Source organism: Gramella sp. AN32 (genome assembly GCF_023718305.1).
Lineage (GTDB): Bacteria > Bacteroidota > Bacteroidia > Flavobacteriales > Flavobacteriaceae > Christiangramia > Christiangramia antarctica.
Genome location: NZ_QEYO01000004.1, coordinates 40,570 through 63,547, shown reverse-complemented (window position 1 = coordinate 63,547; position 22,978 = coordinate 40,570). Strand labels below are relative to the sequence as shown.

Below are 22,978 nucleotides of genomic sequence, written 5' to 3'. Positions count from 1 at the left end.
TTTATATGGGATTGCTTCGGTCACTTCGTTCCCTCACAATGACGAATGCTTTGTCACATTGCGCGTAGTCGAAATGTGGTGGCAGGATTTTCTTTAATTGATTCTTGCTAATTGATTATGAGATTTCTCCCTTCGGTTGGAATGACTTTAAAGCTATATTTAGGTAAGTTGTCATCGCGAGCGCAGCGTGGCGATCTCCTTAATGATTTGTTTTTTAATTGAGATTGCTTCAGTCACTTTGTTCCCTCTCAATAACGAATAAAAAAAGGCTCTCATTTTGGAGAGCCTTTTTATTAAATCTTATAGAAAATTAACCACACTTGGAAGAACCACAATCCTTACAGGTTAAACAACCTTCCTGATAGATCAAACTTGTGCTATTGCAATTGCTGCATTTTTCCTTGCTGGCCACAGTGCCATCAGCAATAAAACGTTTAAGCGCCCTCACCACACCATTTTTCCAGGTATTGATGGACTCGTTGTCCAGCTGTAGACTATTAATTAGATCTACCACCTTGTCTATAGACATTCCATGTCTTAAGGTACTTGAAATAAGTTTCGCATAATTCCAGAATTCCGGATTGAACTTATGGGAAAGTCCTTCAATGGTAGTTTTATATCCGCGTTTGTTTTCATATTGAAAATCATATCGGGATTGACCATTTTCATCCCTATTCTTGATAATATAACCTTCATTTACCCAACGCGGAATCATAATTCCTTCTTCATCATCAGCAAATCCGGTAAAGATTTCATAAGGTTTATCATCTACCAGCCCAATAAATGCGATCCATTTATCTTTATTATTCTGAAAACGAACCACATCAGCCAATAGTGTTTGTGGTCTTTTTAAAGGGAATGAACCTGCTTTTTGGTCTGCTTTATCTTCTTTTTTCTCTTCGTTAGAGATCAACACTCCAGATCGGGAGCCATCGCGATATACCGTTACCCCTTTACAGCCGGCTTCCCAGGCTTCCAGGTACAATCTTCCCACCAGTTCTTCATCTACATTATTCGGCAAATTGATCGTAACACTTATGGAATGATCTACCCATTTTTGGACCGCTCCCTGCATTTTCACCTTGCTCATCCAATCTACATCATTAGAGGTGGCCTGGTAATAAGGAGATTTTTTTACCAGTTTATCGATCTCTTCCTGGGAATAGTTCTTATCGGTATCATGACCATTCGCCCGCATCCATTCTTTAAAGCGATGGTGAAATACCACATATTCTTCCCAGCTATCGCCAACTTCATCTACAAAATCGATTCGGGCATCTTTATCATTTGGATTTACTTTTCTTCTTCTTTTATAAACCGGTAAAAAAACTGGTTCTATCCCGGAGGTAGTTTGGGTCATTAAACTGGTAGTTCCCGTAGGGGCAATGGTCAATAAAGCGATATTCCTTCTGCCGTATTCCAGCATATCATAATATAGCTTCTCATCAGCATCCTTCAGTCTAAGAATAAACGGATTGTTTTTTTCCCTTTCAGAATCAAAAATAGAGAAAGCGCCCCTTTCCTTCGCAGTATCTACAGAAGATCTATAGGCGGCAAGCGCCAGTTTTTTATGAATATCGGTAGAAAAATCTATGCCTTGCTCACTTCCATATTTAATGCCAAGACCCGCAAGCATATCACCTTCCGCAGTGATGCCAATTCCGGTTCTTCTTCCTTCATACGCCTTTGTGCGAATATTTAACCAAAGTTCTTTTTCAACTCTTTTTACCACCTCATCTTCAGGATCTGCATCTATTTTTGCCAGAATATTATCGATCTTTTCCAATTCCAGATCAATAATATCATCCATGATCCTTTGAGCTTTCCCTACATGATTTTTAAAAAGATCAAAATTGAAACTTGCATTTTCTGTAAAGGGTTTGTCTACATACGAGTATAAATTGATCGCCAATAAACGGCAGGAATCATAAGGGCAAAGGGGAATCTCGCCACATGGATTCGTGGAAACTGTTTTATAACCGAGATCTGCATAACAATCTGGCACTGACTCATTGATTACGGTATCCCAGAAAAGGATTCCTGGTTCAGCTGATTTCCATGCATTATGTACAATCTTCTTCCAGAGTTTATCTGCCTGAATATCTTTGGAGAATTTTGGGTTATTACTGAAAACCGGATATTTCTGCGTATAGTTCGTATTGTTTCTTACCGCTTTCATAAATTCATCATCGATCCTAACCGAAACATTCGCACCTGTAACCTTGCCCTGTTCCATTTTAGCATCGATAAAATCTTCCACATCGGGATGATTGATGGATACTGATAACATTAGAGCGCCGCGTCTACCATCCTGGGCAACTTCTCTTGTAGAATTGGAATAACGTTCCATAAACGGAACGATCCCCGTTGAGGTAAGCGCAGAGTTCTTTACAGCAGAACCTTTTGGCCTTATATGAGAAAGATCATGCCCAACACCGCCACGACGTTTCATTAGCTGTACCTGTTCCTGATCGATCTTCATAATTCCACCGTAAGAATCTGAATTACCATCATTCCCTATTACAAAACAGTTGGAAAGCGATCCAACCTGGTAAGGGTTCCCAATACCTGCCATAGGACTTCCCTGGGGTACGATATATTTAAAATTTTTGATAAGATCGAAAACCTCTTCCTCACTCATAGGGTTTTCATATTTCTTTTCCACTCGGGCAATTTCTTTGGCGATACGATGGTGCATATCGTTAGGAGTTTCTTCATAAATATTCCCATCAGAATCTTTGAGGGCATATTTATTCACCCAGACCCTCGCGGCGAGGTCGTCTCCGTTAAAATATTTTACAGAAGCTTCGAAGGCCTCCTGTTGAGAGAAACTTTTAGAAGCGGCGGCTTTTTCTTGTACAGGCATAGAATTGAGATTATTAGATTATTTTCCATTTGGAGTGGTATAAATCTAATCAAAGATTTCAAACCCTTAACAAATCATTTTGAAAAAGTTATCAAGAAAATATTGTTAATAGACTAATAATCAGTTATATAAAAATTTACTAACAATGAAAAGTTAACAAATTTTGAAAATATGTAAATAAAAGCTTGGAATTTCTTTACAGCTATTAAAATCCTGGAAAAGCTGCGAAATTTTAAAACAGTACATAAAAAAAAGGCCGGTCTAGAAGACCGGCCCTGACTGAATTAACACCTATGAAAATTCAAAATAAAGTTTTTATTTCGTGATAGACCAAATTGAAAATCCGTTAGCCGGAGCTTCAATAGTCACCTCTCCATTTCCATCGGAGGTAGGGTAATATGTTGAGTTGCCACTATAATCCATTAGGGTAACATTAGTCCAGTTAGATGTAACCGCTCTGGTTTTTTTTCCGTTGGAATTGCTAATATATAGAATTAATCCTGGATTTGAAACGTCACCCTTTCTTTTCATAATGTATTCATCATTATCTACATAAAGTACCTCTACATCTCCCGTAGCGATACTATTATGAATTTTGATAAGCTGCTGAATCTTTGCCTTAAACTGTTCATCTTCATAATCCAGATAAAATACAGTTGGATAACCATCATGCGTCATGATATAAGCATAAGATTGTAGCTTATGTACGCGGCTAATACGATTATCCTGATTTTCATCTTTTTCAGTATCATGGTTGGCCACGAAAGTCACGGCTTTTTCGGGGTAGGTTTTTCTCAGCATATCCCTTTCCAAATAAGTTAAATCCTGAAATCTGTCAAAAGCCTCTTCCATCTTGTAGAATGCGGCAAAATCGAACGCTGCTGAACCTGATTCTTCCACCCATTTTTCCAGAACAGCGGCATTCCCATCGTAATTTTCACCTACAGAGAATCCGCCAACTTCGTCATTCCAGGCTTTTACCACCCAGGGTGCAAAACCTTTTACATAATCAAATCTCCATCCGTCGAAACCCATTACATTTTTATAATATTTTGCTACGGAATTTTCTTTTTTCCATAACCAATCCTGAACATAAGGCACATCATGATCTACATCTTGTTCTGCAAAGAATAAATTCCCAGCATCGCTCTGGCTGGTACTGTTAGGATGAAAATCTTCATAATTTCTATTGAACATGCCAGAAGCATTTCCATTTTCTTCATTAAATAGGGTATAAGTTTCCTTTTCACGATAGGGATTGTATTCAAGGCCTCCACCTGAATTATGATTAAGGACGATATCTGCAATCACTTCCAGGTCATTTTCATGAGCTTTGGCAATTAAATTCTCCAGTTCTTCGCGGGAACCAAATCTGGTCTCCACTGTGCCATGCTGGTTGTATTCTCCAAAATCAAAATAATCTGAAGGATCGTAACCCATAGAATAACCTCCGGAATTGCCTTTACTTGCTACGGGTAACCAAATCCTGTCTACACCAGCATCTGCCCAACCTTCCACTTTTTCTGATAAAAGGTCCCACCATCCAAAACGTGGTTCCACATCCCAGTAGAATGCCTGCATCATCACCCCGCTTCCATTGGCATAAGCGTTAAGGTCTATTGCGGTTGGTGTAGTGGGTGGAGGATTGGGCGTGCCACCTGTGTCATCTGTAGGATCTACCGGGTCCCCATCTTTTGAACAGGAAGTTATTGCCAGAAAAAGTAATAGCAAAAGTTTAAAATTCACACATTTCATAAGCCGTTTCGTATTTAAAAATATAAGATCAAAAAAGGGCTATTTTCATAGCCCTTCCAATTTTTAGTTCATTGTTAAAGAGTAGGTGTACATTCTGGGATTGCTTAGATCCAGAGTGACCGTGTAATTACCATCTGCACCCACCTGAATATCCGGGCCTCCATATTCCATAAACCCGTCACCATCGCTATCACCACCCAGGTTTAGATCCCAGGCATCATTTGCTCTAAATTTGATAAGCTTACCTCCAGTTAATTCGAGGGTAATTTTCCAAACTTTTGCCTCTGCATCATAAGTCATATCTGTATCTTCATCCCAGCCTTTAGGTGTTGCATCTCCTATGATGGCCCATTCTGTTCGGGTTAAAGTGTAAGTAAGTGCTTCTGTATCTACCACAACCTGATAATAACCAGCTCCGCTTTCCGGAAGACCGGCATTCACTTCACCTTCCTGTTCAATCACTCCGGTATAATCGCCATCAGCCTCACCGGCATCACCATAATCACCATCATAACCAGTATTGGTGGGAAGAAACTTAAATTGCGAATCTTCCGCAGCAAAATATACAAAACCTTCAAATTCAGTTTCTCCAAATCCTGAAGCAGCTAAAGGAACAGCATCTGCCGGGGTCCAGTCATTTCCATAACCGCTCGCACCCTGAAAACCTCCAACAACGTAAATTTTTGGAGCTTCTGTAGTGAATGGAGAAACCGTGATCGTTTTGGTCTCACTGTACATTTCCATTCCTCCCACTAAGGACATTACCCTTACTTCGTAAGGGGCTGCTTCAAAAGGAACAGCACCTAAAGCTAAAACAGTGTTGTTTAGAGTTTCTGTAGTTACCCCCAATTGTGTTGTACCAATAATGCTTCCTAAGGATTCCGCATTGGCAAACTCATTTCCGGCATTATCAATCTGGATATTATAAGTAATCTCCACGTCTCCGCCAAAATCAGCTTCAGACCATACGAACCTTTCCACCAGGTCTGAGTTTTGCTCAAATGATAGATTGTATATATTTCCTTCATCTGGGGCCAGTAATACGGGTGAACCGGTTGGTTCTATCACCGGCCTGTCCTGTACATCATCTGTAGAACAGGAAATTGCAAAACTCGCAATGAATAGTACTAGTAAACTTTTAAAATTTTTCATGCTTGTATATATTATTTTTAGTAACCTGGATTTTGTGTAAGATTTGGATTTCCTGCAAGTGAATTTGAAGGAATGGGGAAAAGATCCCTAAACGATGGAGTGGGAGCGCCATTTGCAACGTTTCCTTTCCATGGCCAGATATAAGTCCCACCTGTGAATTTATTGAAACGGATCAAATCTGTTCTTCTGTGTGCTTCCCAATGTAATTCTCTTGCCCTTTCATCTAAGATGAAATTCAAGTTAAAATCATTTCCGGAAATATTATGATTGTTGTCATTAAATGCTCTTTGGCGAACCAAATTCACATAATTCAGTGCATCTGCCTGAGTACCACCACCTCCGCGAAGGAAGATCTCTGCATACATTAAATAGGCATCTGCGAGACGATAAATAGGAAAATCTGTATCTACGAAATCGCCGGTTTGGTCTTTCCCGGGATTTCCCTCAACATCTACATTTTTCCATTTTGAGATGGCATAACCATCAGTAAAAGAACTTACATCTTCAATTTCAAGGGTTTGTCCATCTGTATAAAACTGCTCTCTGGAATCTTCTCCTATCTGAAATTTATTCACCAAAGCCGAGGTTGTCCTGATTCCGGCCCAACCACCATTGATGCCGAAGTTATCCGGATCCATTGATCCTCCAACCGGTGCGTGGGTTAAGAATGTTGTACCTCCATAAGTCTGGGTATTGATCCCGTCAAAAGCAACGGCAAAAATAAATTCATTTTGAGCCCCGTTTTGATCGTTATCTGCAAGGAATAATTCCTCGTAATTATCATGTAAGCTATAACCAGCGTTGATCACTTTCTGAGTGTAGGTCATCGCATCTGTATATCTGGGATTTCCGGTATAGACTTCGGCATTTAAATAAACATTGGCTAAAAGCATCCAGGCAGCACCTTTATCGGCTCTGGGATATTCTATCGCGCCAACTTCAGGAAGATCTTCCATAGTGGCTAATAATTCAGCTTCCACAAAATCGAAAAGTTGTTGTCTCGAAACTTGTTCAGGTAAAAAGAAATCTGTGGGGGAATCTTCGGTTACCAACCCAACCGATCCAAAAAGATCAATAAAATGGTAGTAGCTTAATGCCCTTAGAAAACGAGCTTCAGCTCTGTAAGTTTGAATCTCTGACTGAATATCTCCGCTTAATCCTCTTGCATCCATTTTTTCCTGAGTGGTTTGCCTTAAAAACTCGTTACAGTTCTTTACCTGGAAGTCTAAACGGTTAAAGGTTGCATTGATAAACCTATCCCCAGATGTCCATGTTTGGTAGTGAAAATCTTTGATCGTTCCGTCATTCCATCCAATAATGGCTTCATCTGTCGTTAATTCCTGCATTAACCAGTAACCACGGATGTACTGACTTTCACCTTCATCAATTTGTGAAATATCGGCAGCACCAGTTGTAGCCTGGCCGGTAGTGGCAAGTCCCGCGTATAATTTAGCAACCAGCTGAATATAACTTTCAGGATTACTATATACCCTATCGGCAGAAAGCAAAGTGTCACTGTTTGGGTTAGACTGGTCCAGATCATCTGTACAGGACGCGGCAAACACCGTTAAGAGAACTAATGCCGATTTAAAAAATGATATTTTTAAATTTTTCATAGTTTTTAAAAGTTAAAATTGAATCCCAGAACAAAATTCATCGGTCTTGGATATAAGTTATTATCTATTCCGTAGGTTTCTGGGTCTATTCCGCTATAATCTGAAATGATCAGTAAATTCTGACCGGTAGCGGTAATGGTTAAGGAATTGCTATCGTTCAAAAAAGAATCAAAAGTATAGCCAATAGAAGCATTGTCCAACTTCACAAAAGATGCATCCTGGATATAATAATCAGACTGATATTGCGCCTGGGTAAAATTGGTTTCTAATAAATTTTCAACCCCATTCGTTACATAGGTGTCAAAAATTAGTAATGCATCTCCATAGCCTAAACGGGAATCTACGTTATTATAATTATAGTTCCCCCAACTTCCCCTCCAGGACATGTTGAAGTTCCAGTTTGCATAGTTAAGATCTGTATTTATACCATAATACACATCTGAGGCTGGTTTTCTATAGCGATATTTATCGGCTTCGTTCACGATCCCATCCTGGTTCCTGTCAACATACACACCATCCAGGGGTCTGCCATCGGCTCCATAAGCCTGTTCAAAAACAAAGAAAGAATACGGGGCATAACCTACCTGATGGTTTTGAATGGTATTGCCGGTAGCACCTCCAATACCTCCAATATCAAGACCGGTGTAATCTGGATCCTCGATTAAAGTTAGTTCAGTGATCTTTGATTCCTGAAAGGTGATGTTACCTCCCAGTCTCCAGGTTAGGTTATCGTTCCTAAATGGATACACATCTGCAGCAATCTCCAGCCCCCTGTTTTCAAGAGTACCTATATTATAATCATCTGCATTGGAGAACCCAACTCCCTGTGGGTTATTGGTGAAAACCAAAAGGTCTGTAGTAGTTCTTTCGTACGCATCAATCGCTCCGGTCACCCTTTCATCAAAAAAACCAAAATCGATACCGGCATTATAGGTTTCAGTCTCTTCCCAAACCAGGTTGGTATTATAAGGCTGGGGACGGATGGTTTGCACAAATTGATTTCCGAATTGGTAAGCAACGGTGTTGGTACCTGTTTGGTAGAGCGGGAGTGATGGGTAAATGTCACCTACTTCCTGCTGCCCGGTGATACCCCAACTTCCCCTAAATTTGAGATTGCTCACTATATCCGAACCTTTTAAGAAATTTTCTTCGTTCACTTTCCAGCCAATTGCCGCGGCGGGAAAATTACCCCATCTGTTTTCTTCTGTAAATCTTGAAGTCCCGTCGCGCCGAATAGAAAGCGTTAATAGGTATTTATCGCTTTGAGTCAGGTTTAACCTCGCAAAATAAGATTGCAGGTTAAGACGTGTTTCGTTAGAAACTTCAACAATTACGCCATTCCCGTCATCTGTAAAAAAGGTAGTGGGATAACGAAAATCCTGATAATTATAACCCCCGGTGAGATCTATATTGGTTCCCGAACCTTCAAAATATTTATTATAATTAAGGTAGGCATCCAACAATCGGTTCTCTTTATTCTGAACATTATTATAGGAAGATGGAGATCTTTCCCCATCAGCATTAATACTTACAAATTCCAGTTGTTCGCCGCCATAAGATCTACCTGAAAGCATATCATAACCTAAGTTCAAAACCGCTTTAAGTTCAGGTAGGAAATGCATTTTATATTCCGTTTGAAGGTTTCCAATACTTCTGAAGGCCTTTCCGTAATTATCGGTTTGATTAATTAAGGCTAACGGGTTTGCCGGGGCCAGCGTATTTAACCTATTGTTGTTAGGATTTGTCCAACGGAAATATCCCCCATAAGTTTGATCATCTACATAAACCGGTTGGGTAGGATCAAATGCAATCGCTGAACCAATCGCCCCACGGTTACTGTAATTACTTTCAATGATCGAATTATTATTGTTAATATCAAATCTTAAGTGATCATCCAAAAACCTGAAAGTAAGTGCTGCAGACATGGTCGTTCTTTGGAAGTTATCTCTCTTAAGAATACCCGCATAATTTGCAAAACCTGTAGAAACGCGATAATTGTAAAAATCTTTACCTCCTGTGGCTGAAACACTTTGATCTGTTCCAAAAGCATCGCGATAGATAAGATCCTGCCAGTTGGTATTGGAATCTCCAATTAAACCAATTTGCGCTTCATTTCCATTTGCATTAACATACTCACGGAACTGAACTGGTGTAAGAGCATCTACCGTTTTATTTATAGTAGAATAGCTATATGTTGAATTATAGGAAATCTTTAACTCGCCAGATTTTCCTCTTTTTGTAGTAACAATCACCACCCCATTGGAAGCCCTAACTCCATAAATTGCAGTCGCTGAGGCATCTTTTAAAATGTTGATGGATTCAATATCATTTTGGTTGATGGTAGCCAGTGGGTTTCTACCCCCTTCAATTCCACCGGAATCTACCGGTACACCATCGATAACATATAAAGGATCATTATTAGCATTCAGGGAAGAACCACTACGAATACGAATCTGGGCACCTTCGCCTGGTGAACCGCCTCCGTTGATCACCTGGATTCCTGCAACTTTACCCTGAATCAGTTGGTCCGCCGCTACAACGGCACCTTTGTTGAATTCCTCCGGAGAGATAGTGGAAACAGAACCCGTGGCATCTTTTTTCTTAACACTACCATACCCTATCAAAACAATTTCATCCAGGGTTGCAGCATCCTCCTCTAAGGAGACATCTATAGTGGCCTGGCCTGTATAGGGGATCTCTTTCGTTGCGAAACCTAAGAAAGAGAAAACCACCACATCGCCGTTGGCCACATTTTGCAGGATATAATTCCCGTCAAAATCTGTGATCGTTCCAGTAGAGGTACCTTTAATAATTACGTTTACACCCGGTACAGGTAAACCGGTAGCTGTTTCAGAAACAGAACCGCTTAACTGATTTTGGGCAAAAAAGCTCATTGGGATCATAAAAAGCATGAGCAATGTGCCTTTAAATAAATTTTTCATAAATGTGTAATTGTTTGACTTTAAATGAACCTTATATTTTTACTACCTGGGCTAAATGTATGTATTTAGAAACGATTGAAAGGAAAAATGCGCACTGTGAAAGGCACGCAAACGTTTTCGTGTTGAAAACTTTTTTAATTTGCAGCATCTCTATTTTATTTATGCTAATTTTAGTATCCCAAAATTTGGAGGTACTCATTTTGAGAATATAAAAATGTAATGAAGCCAAAACTTACCCTAAAGCAAATAGCCAAAGAATTAGAGGTATCTATTTCTACAGTTTCAAAAGCCCTACGTGATAGTCCTGAAATTGGAGAAGACACCAAGTTGAAGATTAAGGCCTTTGCCAAACTTTATAATTATAAACCTAATAATATAGCCCTAAGTCTTAAGAACCGTAAAACCAAGACCATTGGGATCATTATCCCAGAAATTGTACACCATTTTTTTACGACGGTAATAAGTGGGGTAGAGCATGTAGCTAATGAAAAAGGTTATAATGTTTTGGTGTGCCTTTCAGATAATTCCTTTGATAAAGAGGTTTTGAATATGGAGATGCTGGCCAATGGAAGTACTGATGGTTTTATTATCTCCCTGGCAAAGGAAACCATGCAAAAAGGTGATTATCACCATCTTCAGGAAGCGATAAACCAGGGAATGCCTTTGGTTTTGTTTGACCGGGCTGTAGATGAGATCATATGTGATAAAGTAATTATTGATGATATAATTGGGGCAGGAAAGGCCACCCAGCACCTTATAGATATTGGCTGCAAAAACATTGGGCTCATTTCCACGGTTGATTATGTGAGCGTGGGAAAACTTAGAACAGAAGGTTATCTAAAAACACTTCAGAAAAATAATTTTTCAATTAATGAAGCAAATATTCTGAAGATCGAAGGAATGGAATATTCTGATGAAGAAATCCAGAAATTTATTATAGATAAAGATCTGGACGGAATTTTTGCAGTGAATGAACATTTTGCCATTTCAGCAATTAAAGCAGTGCTGGCTTCCGGAAAGAAAGTGCCAGATGATGTTTCGGTAATTGGGTTTACCGATGGGGAACTTTCGAAATTGTTTATTCCAAGTTTAACTGTAGTTAGTCAACATGGAACAAGGATGGGAGAGGAATCAGCCCGCTTGCTTATTGAAAAATTAGAACGCAATGATCTGGAAGACGAAAATTATAAAACTATTATTGTGGAAACTGGTTTGGTAAAACGGGATTCAACAAAATAACAGTTTTGGCTCTGGCAATTCAAAATTTATATATATTTGCCCTAATCGAATTATCAGAACTTATATTTTTACTTCCTACCTAATTAAGTTTTGATAAGTCATAGCACTTATCGTAACCAATGTTAAAGTTTACGATATGCGTAAAAAAAACCTCAGTTTTTGGGAAATCTGGAACATGAGTTTTGGGTTTCTGGGTATTCAGTTTGGATTCGCTTTACAAAATGCCAACACTTCCAGGATTTTTGAAACCCTTGGAGCCAATGTTGAGGATATTCCAATCCTGTGGATCGCTGCCCCGGTTACCGGTTTAGTGATCCAACCAATCATTGGTTATTTTAGTGACCGCACTTGGACCCGGCTGGGGAGAAGAAAACCTTATTTTCTTATTGGTGCAATTTTATCCTCCATTGCTTTATTTATAATGCCGAATTCTCCAACCCTATGGGTGGCTGCCGGTACGCTGTGGATCATGGATGCTTCCATCAATATTTCCATGGAACCATTTAGGGCTTTTGTGGGTGACAACCTTCCCGATAAACAGCGTACGCTGGGATTTGCCATGCAAAGTTTTTTTATTGGAATTGGAGCGGTAGTGGGGTCTTTGCTGCCTTATATGTTTACTAACTGGATTGGTTTGAGCAATACGGCTGCGGAAGGTGTTATTCCAGATTCAGTAAAATGGTCATTTTATGTAGGCGGAATTGTCTTTTTCCTCGCTGTTCTCTGGACGGTGGTAAAAGCGAAAGAATATTCCCCGGAAGAACTTGAAGCCTTTGAAAAGGAAAGGATAAAAGATAAACCGGCCAGGGTTGATGTGGTAGATAAGACAAAAAATATCCGCAACCAGATGATTACAGGAATTGGAATGGCTGTAGTAGGATCTGTCATAACTTTCCTTATTTATATCAATGGACTTACCAAAGAATTATACATTCTGTTCGTTGGTTTAATTATAGCAGGTTTATTATTTATTGTTGTAGCCTTAATGCGGCAAAAAGAAATGAGAAATGGTTTTACCATTATCATCACCGATATGCTGAATATGCCTCCGGCAATGAAACAGCTTGCCTGGGTGCAATTTTTCAGCTGGTTCGCACTTTTTAGCATGTGGATCTATACAACTCCCGCCGTGACCGGCCATGTTTTTGGTACCAACGATACCACTTCAGAATTATATAATGATGCTGCCGATTGGGTGAATGTTATGTTCACCGTTTACAATGGTGTGGCTGCTGCAGTTGCATTTTTACTCCCTGTACTTGCTAGAAGGACAAGCAACAAAGTAACCCATTTATTAGCGCTTGTGGTGGGTGGCATAGGTTTGATCTCTATTTATTTTCTTGGGGATAAAACTGGATTATTGCTTGCGATGATAGGTGTGGGTGTGGCCTGGGCGAGTATTCTTTCAATTCCTTATGCTATGTTATCGGGAACTTTGCCGGCGGCTAAAATGGGTTATTATATGGGGGTTTTTAATTTCTTTATCGTAATTCCTCAAATTGTTGCCGCAACCATACTAGGATTTTTAGTAAAAGAACTTTTTAACGGGGAACCCATATACGCATTACTGGTAGGAGGATTTTCATTTATCCTCGCCGGACTTTTAACTTTACGAGTAAAAACACACAAAAGCATACATATTGATGAATAACCAAAAAGCCTTCATTTTCGATTTAGATGGAGTCATTGTAGATACAGCAAAATTTCACTTTAAAGCCTGGAAAAAACTGGCTAACGATTTGGGTTTCGATTTTTCTGAAGCGCAAAACGAACAATTAAAAGGAGTGAGCAGGGCCGCATCACTAAATAAAATATTAGCCTGGGGAGATATGGAGCTTTCCGAAGATGAATTTAATAAGCAAATGGCTTTAAAAAACGAGAATTATCTATCTTATGTAGATACCATGGATGAAAAGGATATCCTTCCCGGTGTTTCGAAAGTGATCGATTATCTTATTGAAAAAGATATTCCTTTTGCTTTGGGATCTGCCAGTAAAAACGCTAGAAATATTCTGAAAAAAGTAAATCTTTTTGATAAGTTCCATGCGATTGTTGATGGCAATGATGTCACCAAAGCAAAACCAGATCCTGAAGTTTTCCTGATCGCTGCTGAAAAATTAAAGGCTTCCGCAGGAAATTGTGTGGTCTTTGAAGATTCCCTGGCAGGTATCCAGGCAGCAAATATCGCAAAGATGATCAGTATAGGTATTGGTGACGATTCCATTCTTAGTGAAGCCGATCATAATTTTAAAGATTTCACCGAAGTAGAAATTTCATTTATAAATAATTTATTGAAAGAAGCATAATATGAATCAAGATTATATCCAACCAGATCCTTGGTCTATCATTGAAGGAGATTTTGATGTTGAACGAGTTAAATCCTCAGAAAGTCTGTTTAGCATAGGAAACGGCGTCATGGGACAACGCGCTAATTTTGAAGAACAATATAGTGGCCCTAGTTTTCAGGGAAGTTATATTGGCGGGGTTTATTATCCTGATAAAACCAAAGTTGGCTGGTGGAAGAACGGTTACCCTGAATATTTCGCGAAAGTATTAAATGCTCCAAACTGGATTGGCATCAATGTTTTTGTGAATGATGAGCCTTTAGACCTTTTTAATTGCGTCTCGGTGCATAATTTTACACGGGAGCTTAATATGAAAGAGGGCTATCTTTCCCGCTCATTCAAAGCAATTTTAAAAAATAATATAGAAATTGAAGTGAAAGCGACCCGGTTTGTATCCATTGTGAACAATGAACTTGGCGCAATAAAATTTGAAGTAACCCCAATAAATCAGGAAGCTGAAGTTCGGTTCGATCCTTATTTAGACGGAAGCATTACCAATACCGATGCCAACTGGGAAGAACGTTTCTGGCAAACTTTGGAAGTGAAAGCTGATGATCAACGCGGCTTTATGGTATCAAAAACTTTAAAAACAGAATTCCATGTGGGCACCTATATGGAATCTGAAATTTATAAAGCTTCGGAAAAACAAGCGTTAACCAGCAATGCGAAAATTGATGAGGATAGGATTAGTTTCTCCTATAAGATTTCAGCAGGCAAAGGCGAATCGGCCACTATTATAAAATATGCCGGTTATGTGACCGATATGAACCACAAAAGAGCTGATTTAATTTCTTCTGCAGCTTCAGTTTTGGATGAAGCGAAAGAAAAAGGATTCGATCAGCTTAAGAACGAGCAAAAAGAGGCTTGGGCCAAGATCTGGGAAATGGCAGATATTACCATTTCCGGAGATGTAAAAGCCCAACAGGGAATTCGGTTTAACATTTTCCAGCTGAACCAAACCTATTTAGGGAAAGATGAGCGTTTAAATATTGGTCCAAAAGGATTTACCGGGGAGAAATATGGCGGAAGTACATACTGGGATACTGAAGCTTATTGTATTCCATTTTATATGGCGACCAAAGATCAGAAAGTTGCGCGAAATTTATTAAGTTACCGGTACAATCATTTGGAGAAAGCCAAGGAAAATGCTTCAAAATTAGGTTTTACCAATGGTGCTGCTTTATACCCCATGGTTACCATGAACGGTGAAGAAAGCCATAACGAATGGGAGATCACTTTTGAAGAAATTCATCGTAACGGGGCCATGGTCTTTGCTATTTATAATTATGTAAGGTTTACCGGCGACTTCTCTTATATTCCTGAAAAAGGCCTGGAAGTGATGATCGCGGTAGCACGGTTCTGGAACCAAAGGGCAAATTTCAGTAAAAAGAAAGATAAATATGTGATCCTTGGGGTTACCGGACCCAATGAATATGAAAACAACGTAAATAATAATTTTTACACGAATTATATCGCGAAGTGGTGTCTAAATTATTGCATTGAAAGTATTGAAAAGGTAAAATCGGGTTACGAAGACGATTATCAGCGGGTAATGGGACTTACCGGTTTAAATGAGGGCGAAATTGGCAGCTGGAAAGATGTTGCTGAAAATATGTATTTCCCCTATTCTGAAGAACATGGAGTTTATTTGCAACAAGATGGATTTTTGGATAAGGAATTGATCCCGGTAGCAGATCTTAAACAACGTCCCATCAATCAAAAGTGGAGCTGGGATAGGATCTTACGGTCTTGTTATATCAAACAGGCCGATGTTTTACAGGGATTTTATTTCTTCGAAGACCAATTCAGCAAAGAAGATCTAGAGAAACATTTTGATTTTTACGAACCCTTTACGGTACATGAATCTTCGCTTTCACCCTGCGTGCATAGCATTCAGGCTGCTGTTTTAGGCAGAATGGAACAGGCTTATGATTTTTATGTACGCACAGCGAGGTTAGATCTTGATGATTATAACAAAGAAGTTGAAGAAGGCTGCCACATTACCAGTATGGCGGGAACCTGGATGAGTATCGTGGAAGGTTTTGGCGGGATGCGGGTTATTGATGATAAGTTGTCTTTCAATCCGAAAATCCCCGAGCAATGGGATAGTTATTCCTTTAAAATTAATTTCAGGGATCGCATCCTCAAGGTTGATGTACATCCAGATCATACCAATTTTAGTCTTGAAGGAGATGAAGCCTTGGAGATCCTTGTAAATGGCGAAAATGTAAATGTAGAGACAGGAGAAACATTTAAATATAGCAATGATTCAATGTGAAAATGTAGCAAGGGATCAATTAATTTGAAAATTTTTTCAATGTGAAAAGTAGAAAATAAAAAGTTCAAAGGTCAATGTGTCCACCGGTGAAGGACGGATAATTGTCCCGCTGAGCTTGTCGAAGCGCTATCTATATAATTGTTGGGTTCCTAAATTTCTATAAGATTGAAAACAAATTACTTACATTATACATTCACAAAACTAACATCTAACATCTAAAACCAGAAACCTATAAAATGAAGCACTTTGTAATTATAATTTTCCTTTTTCTTTCCGTTTTTTCCTATGGACAAATTGAAAGGATAGAACCACCGAATTGGTGGATTGGTTTTGAGAATGCTGAACTTCAATTACTGGTGTATGGTAAAGAGGTAGGAAAGGCTCAGGTGGGCATCGATTATCCCGGAGTTGAAATTGAAAAAATTCATCAGGCGAAAAGCAAGAACTATCTTTTTATCGATTTGAATATTTCCGCAGCTGCGAAGCCCGGAATTATGAAAATCTCTTTCACTGATGACAATAAGAAAAAAGAGATAAAAGAATATGAATTAAAGGTGCGTACCAAAAAAGCCGAAGAATTTATCGGTTTTGATAATTCAGATGTGCTCTATCTTATTACTCCAGATCGTTTTGCCAACGCCGACACCTCGAATGATACATTTCCCGATTTAAAAGAAAAGACGATCGATCTTTCCAATGATTATGCACGCCATGGTGGGGATATTAAGGGAATTACCGCGCATCTTGATTACATAGATGAGATGGGCTTTACTGCAATCTGGCCTTCGCCATTGCTCCTAAATGATATGCCCGAGGCTTCTTACCATGGTTACGCTATTACTGATTTTTACCAAGTAGATCCTCGCTTTGGAACCCTGGAAGAATATAAAAACCTCGCAGATGAAGCCCGGAAAAAAGGTTTAAAACTGCTCATGGATCAGGTGGTAAACCATACCGGGATCGAGCACTGGTGGATGAAAGACCTGCCTTTTGGAGATTGGATCAATTTTCAGGAGCGATACGAAAATGGTGAAAAACCAACGTTTTCAAATCACCGCAGAACGGTGAATCAGGATGTGTATGCTTCAGCAGCAGATAAAAAAGTGTTGAGCGATGGCTGGTTTGTAGAAAGCATGCCAGATCTTAATCAGCGAAATCCGTTTATGGCACACTATCTTATTCAGAATAGTATCTGGTGGATCGAAACTTTAGGGCTGGGCGGAATTCGGCAGGATACCTATCCTTATCCCGATAAGCAATTTATGAGCCACTGGGCGGGCGCGATCATGACCGAATATCCAAATTTTAATATAGTTGGGGAAGAGTGGAGTAACAATCCGCTATTGATTGCTTACTGGCAGGACGGAAAGCAAAATGCCGAAGGATATGACTCAAATTTGCGATCTACGATGGATTTTGCCATGCAATCCAATATTGTGCAGGCGTTGAATGAAGACGAAAGTTGGGATAAAGGCCTGATCAAAATGTATGATGGGCTCGCCAATGATTTTGCCTATGCCTCTCCGGAAAATATTATGATTTTCCCGGATAATCATGATATGAGCAGAATTTATACACAGTTAGGGGAAGATTTAACCGCTACTAAAATGGCTTTGGGTTATATGCTGGTGTTGCCCAGAATTCCCCAGATCTATTATGGTACCGAAATATTGATGAACGATACTGCAAAGCCTGGCGATCACGGGCTAATAAGAACAAATTTTCCAGGTGGCTGGAAAGGAGATGAGATCAATGCTTTTAAAGCTGAAGGTTTAACTGAAGGCCAGTTGGAAATGCAAAATTTCCTGAAAACCGTCTTGAATTATCGAAAAGATAGTGAAGCGATTAAGTCTGGAAAAACAATTCATTTTGCCGCACAGGATGGTGTTTATCTTCTTAGCCGAATTTCAGCAGATGAAAAACTGGTCGTAATTCTGAATAAAAATGAAGAAGTCTTTAATCTGGATCTTACCCGCTTTGAAGAATTAGGTTTTACCGGAATGGATTTTCAGAATTTGATGAATAAGGAAAAAATTACCTGGAATACGACTTTAGAACTACCTGAAAAAGGGGTTTATCTACTTTCAACTAAAATGAATAACCAATAAAACAAAAATTATGAAACAAATATTAGCAGCATTTTTAGTGCTTTTAATGATGGCGTCCTGCAAGGATGAGCCTAAAGAAAATAATGATGCTACCGCAAAGCAACAGGATACGTTGTCCATCGCGGCAGTGGATAATGAGGTGATGGAAGATGCGATCATCTATGAAGTAAACCTAAGGCAATATTCTCCTGAAGGCACTTTTGATGCTTTCACGAAAGATATTCCGCAGTTAAAAGAACTTGGAGTGAAAGTTATTTGGTTAATGCCCATGTATCCCATTTCCATGAAAAACCGAAAAGCTACCGGAGACCTTTCCATTGAAGACATTGAAGATCCTGAAGAAAAGAAAAAATACCTGGGGAGTTATTATTCCATTTCAGATTACAGGGCAGTAAATCCGGAACATGGAAATATGGAAGATTTCGATGAATTGGTTGAAACGGCACATGAGAATGGAATGTATGTGATTTTAGACTGGGTGGCCAATCATACCGGTTGGGATCACGCCTGGATCACAGATCATCCCGATTATTATACGAAAAACAAAAAAGGTGAAATCACAGATCCCATAAACGATGAAACCGGTGAGCCCTGGGGATGGACAGATGTGGCCGATCTTAATTTTGATAACCCTGAATTGCGCAAGGCCATGATCGATGATATGATGTTTTGGGTAAAAGAACACGATATTGATGGATTTAGGGCCGATGCCGCACATTCAGTTCCAACCGATTTCTGGGAAACTGCGGCAAAACAATTGAATGAGGAAAAGCCTCTTTTTATGCTGGCAGAAGCTGAAAGTCCCAAAGACCTTTTTCATAACGCCTTCGACATGGGTTATAATTGGGAAGGCCACCATATCATGAATGAAATTGCCCAGGGAAAGGCCACGGCTAAAGATTGGGACAATTATATGACCAAGATCGATTCAACTTTCGAAAAGGATGATTACTTATTAAACTTTGTCACCAATCACGATGAAAATTCATGGGCTGGAACCGTGAAAGAGAGAATGGGTGATGCTTCGGAAGCCATGCTGGCCCTGTCTTATACCATTCCGGGAATGCCTTTGATTTATAGCGGACAGGAATATGATATGGATAAAAGGTTGAGGTTTTTTGAAAAAGATACCATATCAAAAACCAAAGGAAAGGTTTATCCGCTGCTTGAAAAATTAGGCAAGCTAAAAATGAACCACAAGGCCTTGCATGGAGGAGTAGATAAAGCTTCTTATGAAGATGTGGAAACTTCCGCAGATGAAAAGATCCTCGCTTTTAAAAGGGAAAAGGATGGCGATGAGTTATATTTTGTGGCTAATATGAGCGCAAATCCGGTGAAATTTACCTGGAAAGTAAATGGTGATTTTACAGATTTTACGAGTGACAAAAAGATGAAAATAAGTGCAGATCAGCAAATGGAATTTGCCCCCTGGGAGTACAAAATTTTGACAAATCAATAATTTAAGTCCTAAAAAATTAAAAGAAGTCGCATAAAAGCGGCTTTTTTTATTAGTTATCAACCGAAAACGATTTAGTTTTTTGCTAAATTAGGTTATGGCGGTAAAATGGAATAGTTTTGATTAGATATGCCTGAAAGTATACAAAACATTGCGGTTTTAACCTCTGGGGGGGATGCTCCCGGAATGAATGCGGCCATTAGGGCAGTTGTTCGTGCCTGTTCATTTTATAATCTTAAATGTACCGGCGTTTATCGCGGGTATCAGGGTTTGATCGAAGCAGATTTTGAACCTCTCGATGCAAGATCGGTAAGGAATACCATTAATAGGGGAGGTACATTTCTTAAGTCTTCCCGTTCCGAAGAATTTAAAACTAAGGAAGGTAGAAAAAAAGCCTATGAAAACCTTATTTCTAACAATATTGATGCTTTAGTGGTAATAGGAGGTGACGGTACTTTTACCGGTGGACAGCTTTTAAGCAAGGAATTTAAATTTCCCATTGTAGGGATTCCTGCAACTATCGACAATGATATTAACGGAACCGATTTTACCCTTGGCTATGATACTGCATTAAATACAGTCGTGGAAGCTATAGACAAGATTCGCGATACAGCAAGTTCTCACAACAGGCTTTTTTTAGTAGAAGTAATGGGAAGGGATGCTGGTGATATTGCCTTAAATAGCGGTATTGGTGCAGGAGCAGAAGAAATACTTATCCCCGAGGAAAATATGGGGGTGGAACGTTTGATCGAATCACTTCGGAAGAGTAAAAAATCCGGAAAAACTTCCAGTATCATCGTTGTAGCTGAAGGTGATAAAAGTGGGAAGAATATTTTTGAACTCGCTCAATATATTGAAGAAAATATGGATGAATATGAAATTCGGGTTTCCGTATTAGGACATATTCAGCGAGGAGGTTCCCCAAGTTGTTTTGATAGGGTCTTAGCCAGTAAAATGGGGGTTGGAGCGGTTGAAGCCCTCATGGATGGCAAAACCGAAATTATGATTGGAATAGATCACCAAAAAGTGGTGCACGTAGATTTACTTACGGCCATAAAGGGTGAAGATAAATTAGATAAAGAATTACGAAGGGTGGCAGACATCACTTCAGTATAATTAAAAATCAGAAAAATGAGTACAAAAATTGGAATTAACGGGTTTGGTCGTATTGGTAGAATTGCCTTTAGAATCGCCGCTCAAAATGATAATGTAGACGTAGTAGCTATCAACGATCTTCTTGATGTAGATCACCTGGCATACTTATTAAAATATGATTCAGTTCATGGAAAATATAAAGGTTCTGTTGAAGTTAAAGACGGAAGCCTTTTCGTAGACGGGAATAAAATTAGAGTGACTTCAGAAAAAAACCCTGCAGATCTTAAATGGGATGAAGCGGGAGTTGAAGTGGTGATGGATTGTACAGGAATCTTTACCGAGCTGGACAATGCAAAAGCACATTTAGATGCCGGGGCCAGAAAAGTTGTAATTTCTGCGCCTTCTAAAACTGCTCCTATGTTCGTTATGGGTGTAAACCATAAAGAATTAAAGGCAGATCAAAATATCGTTTCTAATGCTTCCTGTACTACCAACTGTCTTGCACCACTTGCAAAGGTGATCGATGACGAATTTGGTCTTGTGGAAGGTTTAATGACCACGGTTCACGCCACCACTTCAACTCAATTCACTGTAGATTCTCCATCAAGAAAGAATTTTAGATTGGGTAGAAGCGCCATGGCAAACATTATTCCTAGTTCTACAGGAGCTGCCGTAGCGGTAACTAAAGTAATTCCTTCACTAAAAGGAAAACTTACCGGGATGGCCTTTAGGGTACCAACTACCGATGTTTCTGTAGTAGATTTAACGGTTAAAACTGAAAAGTCTACCAGTTATGAGGAAATTAAAGCTGCTTTCAAAAAAGCTGCTGAAGGAGATTACAAAGGGGTGATTTCTTATACCGAAGAGGAAGTAGTAAGTCAGGATTATGTTTCAGATCCTCACACGTGTAACTTTGATGCCGGAGCTGGAATTGAATTGAATGATAAATTCTTCAAATTGATCGCCTGGTATGATAATGAATACGGATATTCGTCTAAATTAGTAGACTTAGCTGCACACTTAGCAACACTATAATCTTAATCTAAGCCTGAAACATTTCCCGTAAAATGTAGAGAAGTATTCTTTTATTTTACGACCTAACAAAAAATGTTTCAGGCTTATTTTTACCATATAAAAACACATGATTTTAATTGCTGACGGTGGTTCGACAAAATGTGACTGGATTCTTCTTGATAATAATGGAGAACAGGTTTTAAAGACCAGGACAAAAGGTTTAAACCCGGCTGTTTTTAAAGAGCCTGTTTTAGAGGAAAGACTTTCCGAGAACCCAGAACTTTTCGAAATTAGGGATCAGGTTGAAAAAGTCCATTTTTATGGAGCTGGTTGTGGTACGCCTACACCCCGGGAACTTTTAAGAAGCATCCTTGCCAACCATTTCTCAAATGCCGATGAAGTTTTGGTGATGGAAGATATGGTAGCTGCCGTTTATGCGGCAACGACCGAGCCTGGTATTATTTGTATTCTTGGGACCGGGTCCAACAGTTGTTATTATGATGGCGAAAACCTGCACCAGGCGGTAGATTCCCTTGGCTATATTTTAATGGATGAAGCCAGTGGTAATTACTTCGGAAAAAGATTGATCCGGGATTATTATTATAAGAGAATGCCCCCGGAAATTGCTGAAAAATTTCAGGAACGTTTCGATTTGAATTCCGATACGATCAAAATGAATATTTATCGAAAGGAAAATCCTAACTCCTATCTGGCCCATTTCGCTGAATTTATTTTCAAAAATGAAATGAACGGATATTTCTATAAATTGCTTTATGAAGGAATGTCAGATTTTGTGCATTCCAGAGTACTTTGTTATCCTCAGGTTTCTACTTTACCAGTTCATTTTATTGGAAGTATTGCCTATTTCAGCAAAGATATAATTAGGGCAGTGCTAACCCCATATGGAATTCAATTAGGAAATGTCGTACAAAGACCAATTGATGGGTTGATAGAACATTATCGAAAAAATGTGATTAAAATCTAATATCTAGTTTAGGAATTTTTATAGTATAGAACCTGCCTCCGGCAGGTTTTTTTGCTGCTATATATTTATATTAGTAATAATAATTATACTATCCGGAATTTATCTCAGAACCCCCAATGAGTTAAAA

The 22,978-nt window shown here is 39.1% G+C and carries 14 protein-coding genes; 9 read left to right on the top strand and 5 right to left on the bottom strand.

Features of this window, described 5'->3' with window-relative positions; all coding sequences use genetic code 11:
* Positions 1 to 310: 310 nt before the first annotated feature.
* From DHD80_RS06325 to DHD80_RS06305, 5 genes are all read right to left on the bottom strand, one after another.
* On the bottom strand, positions 311 to 2,866 hold the full coding sequence (locus DHD80_RS06325; protein WP_251740311.1) for an adenosylcobalamin-dependent ribonucleoside-diphosphate reductase: 2,556 nt from the start codon (positions 2,864 to 2,866) through the stop codon (positions 311 to 313).
* 315 nt (positions 2,867 to 3,181) lie between these two features.
* The gene (locus DHD80_RS06320; protein WP_251740310.1) at positions 3,182 to 4,621 is read right to left on the bottom strand and encodes an alpha-amylase; all 1,440 of its coding nucleotides are present in this window, start codon (positions 4,619 to 4,621) and stop codon (positions 3,182 to 3,184) included.
* Between the two features lie 63 nt (positions 4,622 to 4,684).
* The gene (locus tag DHD80_RS06315) at positions 4,685 to 5,773 is read right to left on the bottom strand and encodes a SusE domain-containing protein (protein WP_251740309.1); all 1,089 of its coding nucleotides are present in this window, start codon (positions 5,771 to 5,773) and stop codon (positions 4,685 to 4,687) included.
* 17 nt (positions 5,774 to 5,790) lie between these two features.
* The gene (locus tag DHD80_RS06310; protein ID WP_251740308.1) at positions 5,791 to 7,389 is read right to left on the bottom strand and encodes a RagB/SusD family nutrient uptake outer membrane protein; all 1,599 of its coding nucleotides are present in this window, start codon (positions 7,387 to 7,389) and stop codon (positions 5,791 to 5,793) included.
* A 5-nt stretch (positions 7,390 to 7,394) separates the two neighbouring features.
* Positions 7,395 to 10,331 carry a SusC/RagA family TonB-linked outer membrane protein gene (locus DHD80_RS06305; RefSeq protein ID WP_251740307.1) on the bottom strand — a complete coding sequence of 979 codons (2,937 nt, stop codon included), beginning with the start codon at positions 10,329 to 10,331 and terminating at the stop codon, positions 7,395 to 7,397.
* Positions 10,332 to 10,550: 219 nt separating this feature from the next.
* Here DHD80_RS06305 and DHD80_RS06300 point away from each other — a divergent pair, with 219 nt between their 5' ends.
* The 9 genes from DHD80_RS06300 (at position 10,551) to DHD80_RS06260 (ending at position 22,851) form a co-directional block, all read left to right on the top strand.
* Complete coding sequence (locus DHD80_RS06300) at positions 10,551 to 11,570, top strand: LacI family DNA-binding transcriptional regulator (RefSeq protein ID WP_251740306.1); 1,020 nt, start codon at positions 10,551 to 10,553, stop codon at positions 11,568 to 11,570.
* Positions 11,571 to 11,706: 136 nt separating this feature from the next.
* Complete coding sequence (locus DHD80_RS06295; protein WP_251740305.1) at positions 11,707 to 13,221, top strand: MFS transporter; 1,515 nt, start codon at positions 11,707 to 11,709, stop codon at positions 13,219 to 13,221.
* Positions 13,214 to 13,876 carry a beta-phosphoglucomutase gene (gene pgmB, locus DHD80_RS06290; protein ID WP_251740304.1) on the top strand — a complete coding sequence of 221 codons (663 nt, stop codon included), beginning with the start codon at positions 13,214 to 13,216 and terminating at the stop codon, positions 13,874 to 13,876. The genes DHD80_RS06295 and pgmB overlap by 8 nt, the downstream gene beginning before the upstream one ends.
* Position 13,877: 1 nt before the next feature.
* Positions 13,878 to 16,193, top strand: a complete 2,316-nt coding sequence (locus DHD80_RS06285) for a glycoside hydrolase family 65 protein (protein ID WP_251740303.1) — start codon at positions 13,878 to 13,880, stop codon at positions 16,191 to 16,193.
* Positions 16,194 to 16,429: 236 nt separating this feature from the next.
* Positions 16,430 to 18,301: a glycoside hydrolase family 13 protein gene (locus tag DHD80_RS06280; RefSeq protein ID WP_251740302.1), complete on the top strand. Its 1,872-nt coding sequence runs from the start codon at positions 16,430 to 16,432 to the stop codon at positions 18,299 to 18,301.
* A gap of 10 nt (positions 18,302 to 18,311) precedes the next feature.
* Positions 18,312 to 19,760, top strand: a complete 1,449-nt coding sequence (locus DHD80_RS06275; RefSeq protein ID WP_251740301.1) for an alpha-amylase family glycosyl hydrolase — start codon at positions 18,312 to 18,314, stop codon at positions 19,758 to 19,760.
* Positions 19,761 to 19,886: 126 nt separating this feature from the next.
* A complete protein-coding gene (gene pfkA, locus DHD80_RS06270; protein ID WP_251740300.1) occupies positions 19,887 to 20,873 on the top strand; it encodes a 6-phosphofructokinase in 987 nt (328 codons plus the stop codon).
* A gap of 15 nt (positions 20,874 to 20,888) precedes the next feature.
* Entirely contained in the window at positions 20,889 to 21,887 is a 999-nt protein-coding gene (gene gap / locus DHD80_RS06265; RefSeq protein WP_251740299.1) for a type I glyceraldehyde-3-phosphate dehydrogenase, read from the top strand.
* Between the two features lie 106 nt (positions 21,888 to 21,993).
* A complete protein-coding gene (locus DHD80_RS06260) occupies positions 21,994 to 22,851 on the top strand; it encodes an N-acetylglucosamine kinase (RefSeq protein WP_251740298.1) in 858 nt (285 codons plus the stop codon).
* The last annotated feature ends 127 nt before the right edge of the window (positions 22,852 to 22,978 follow it).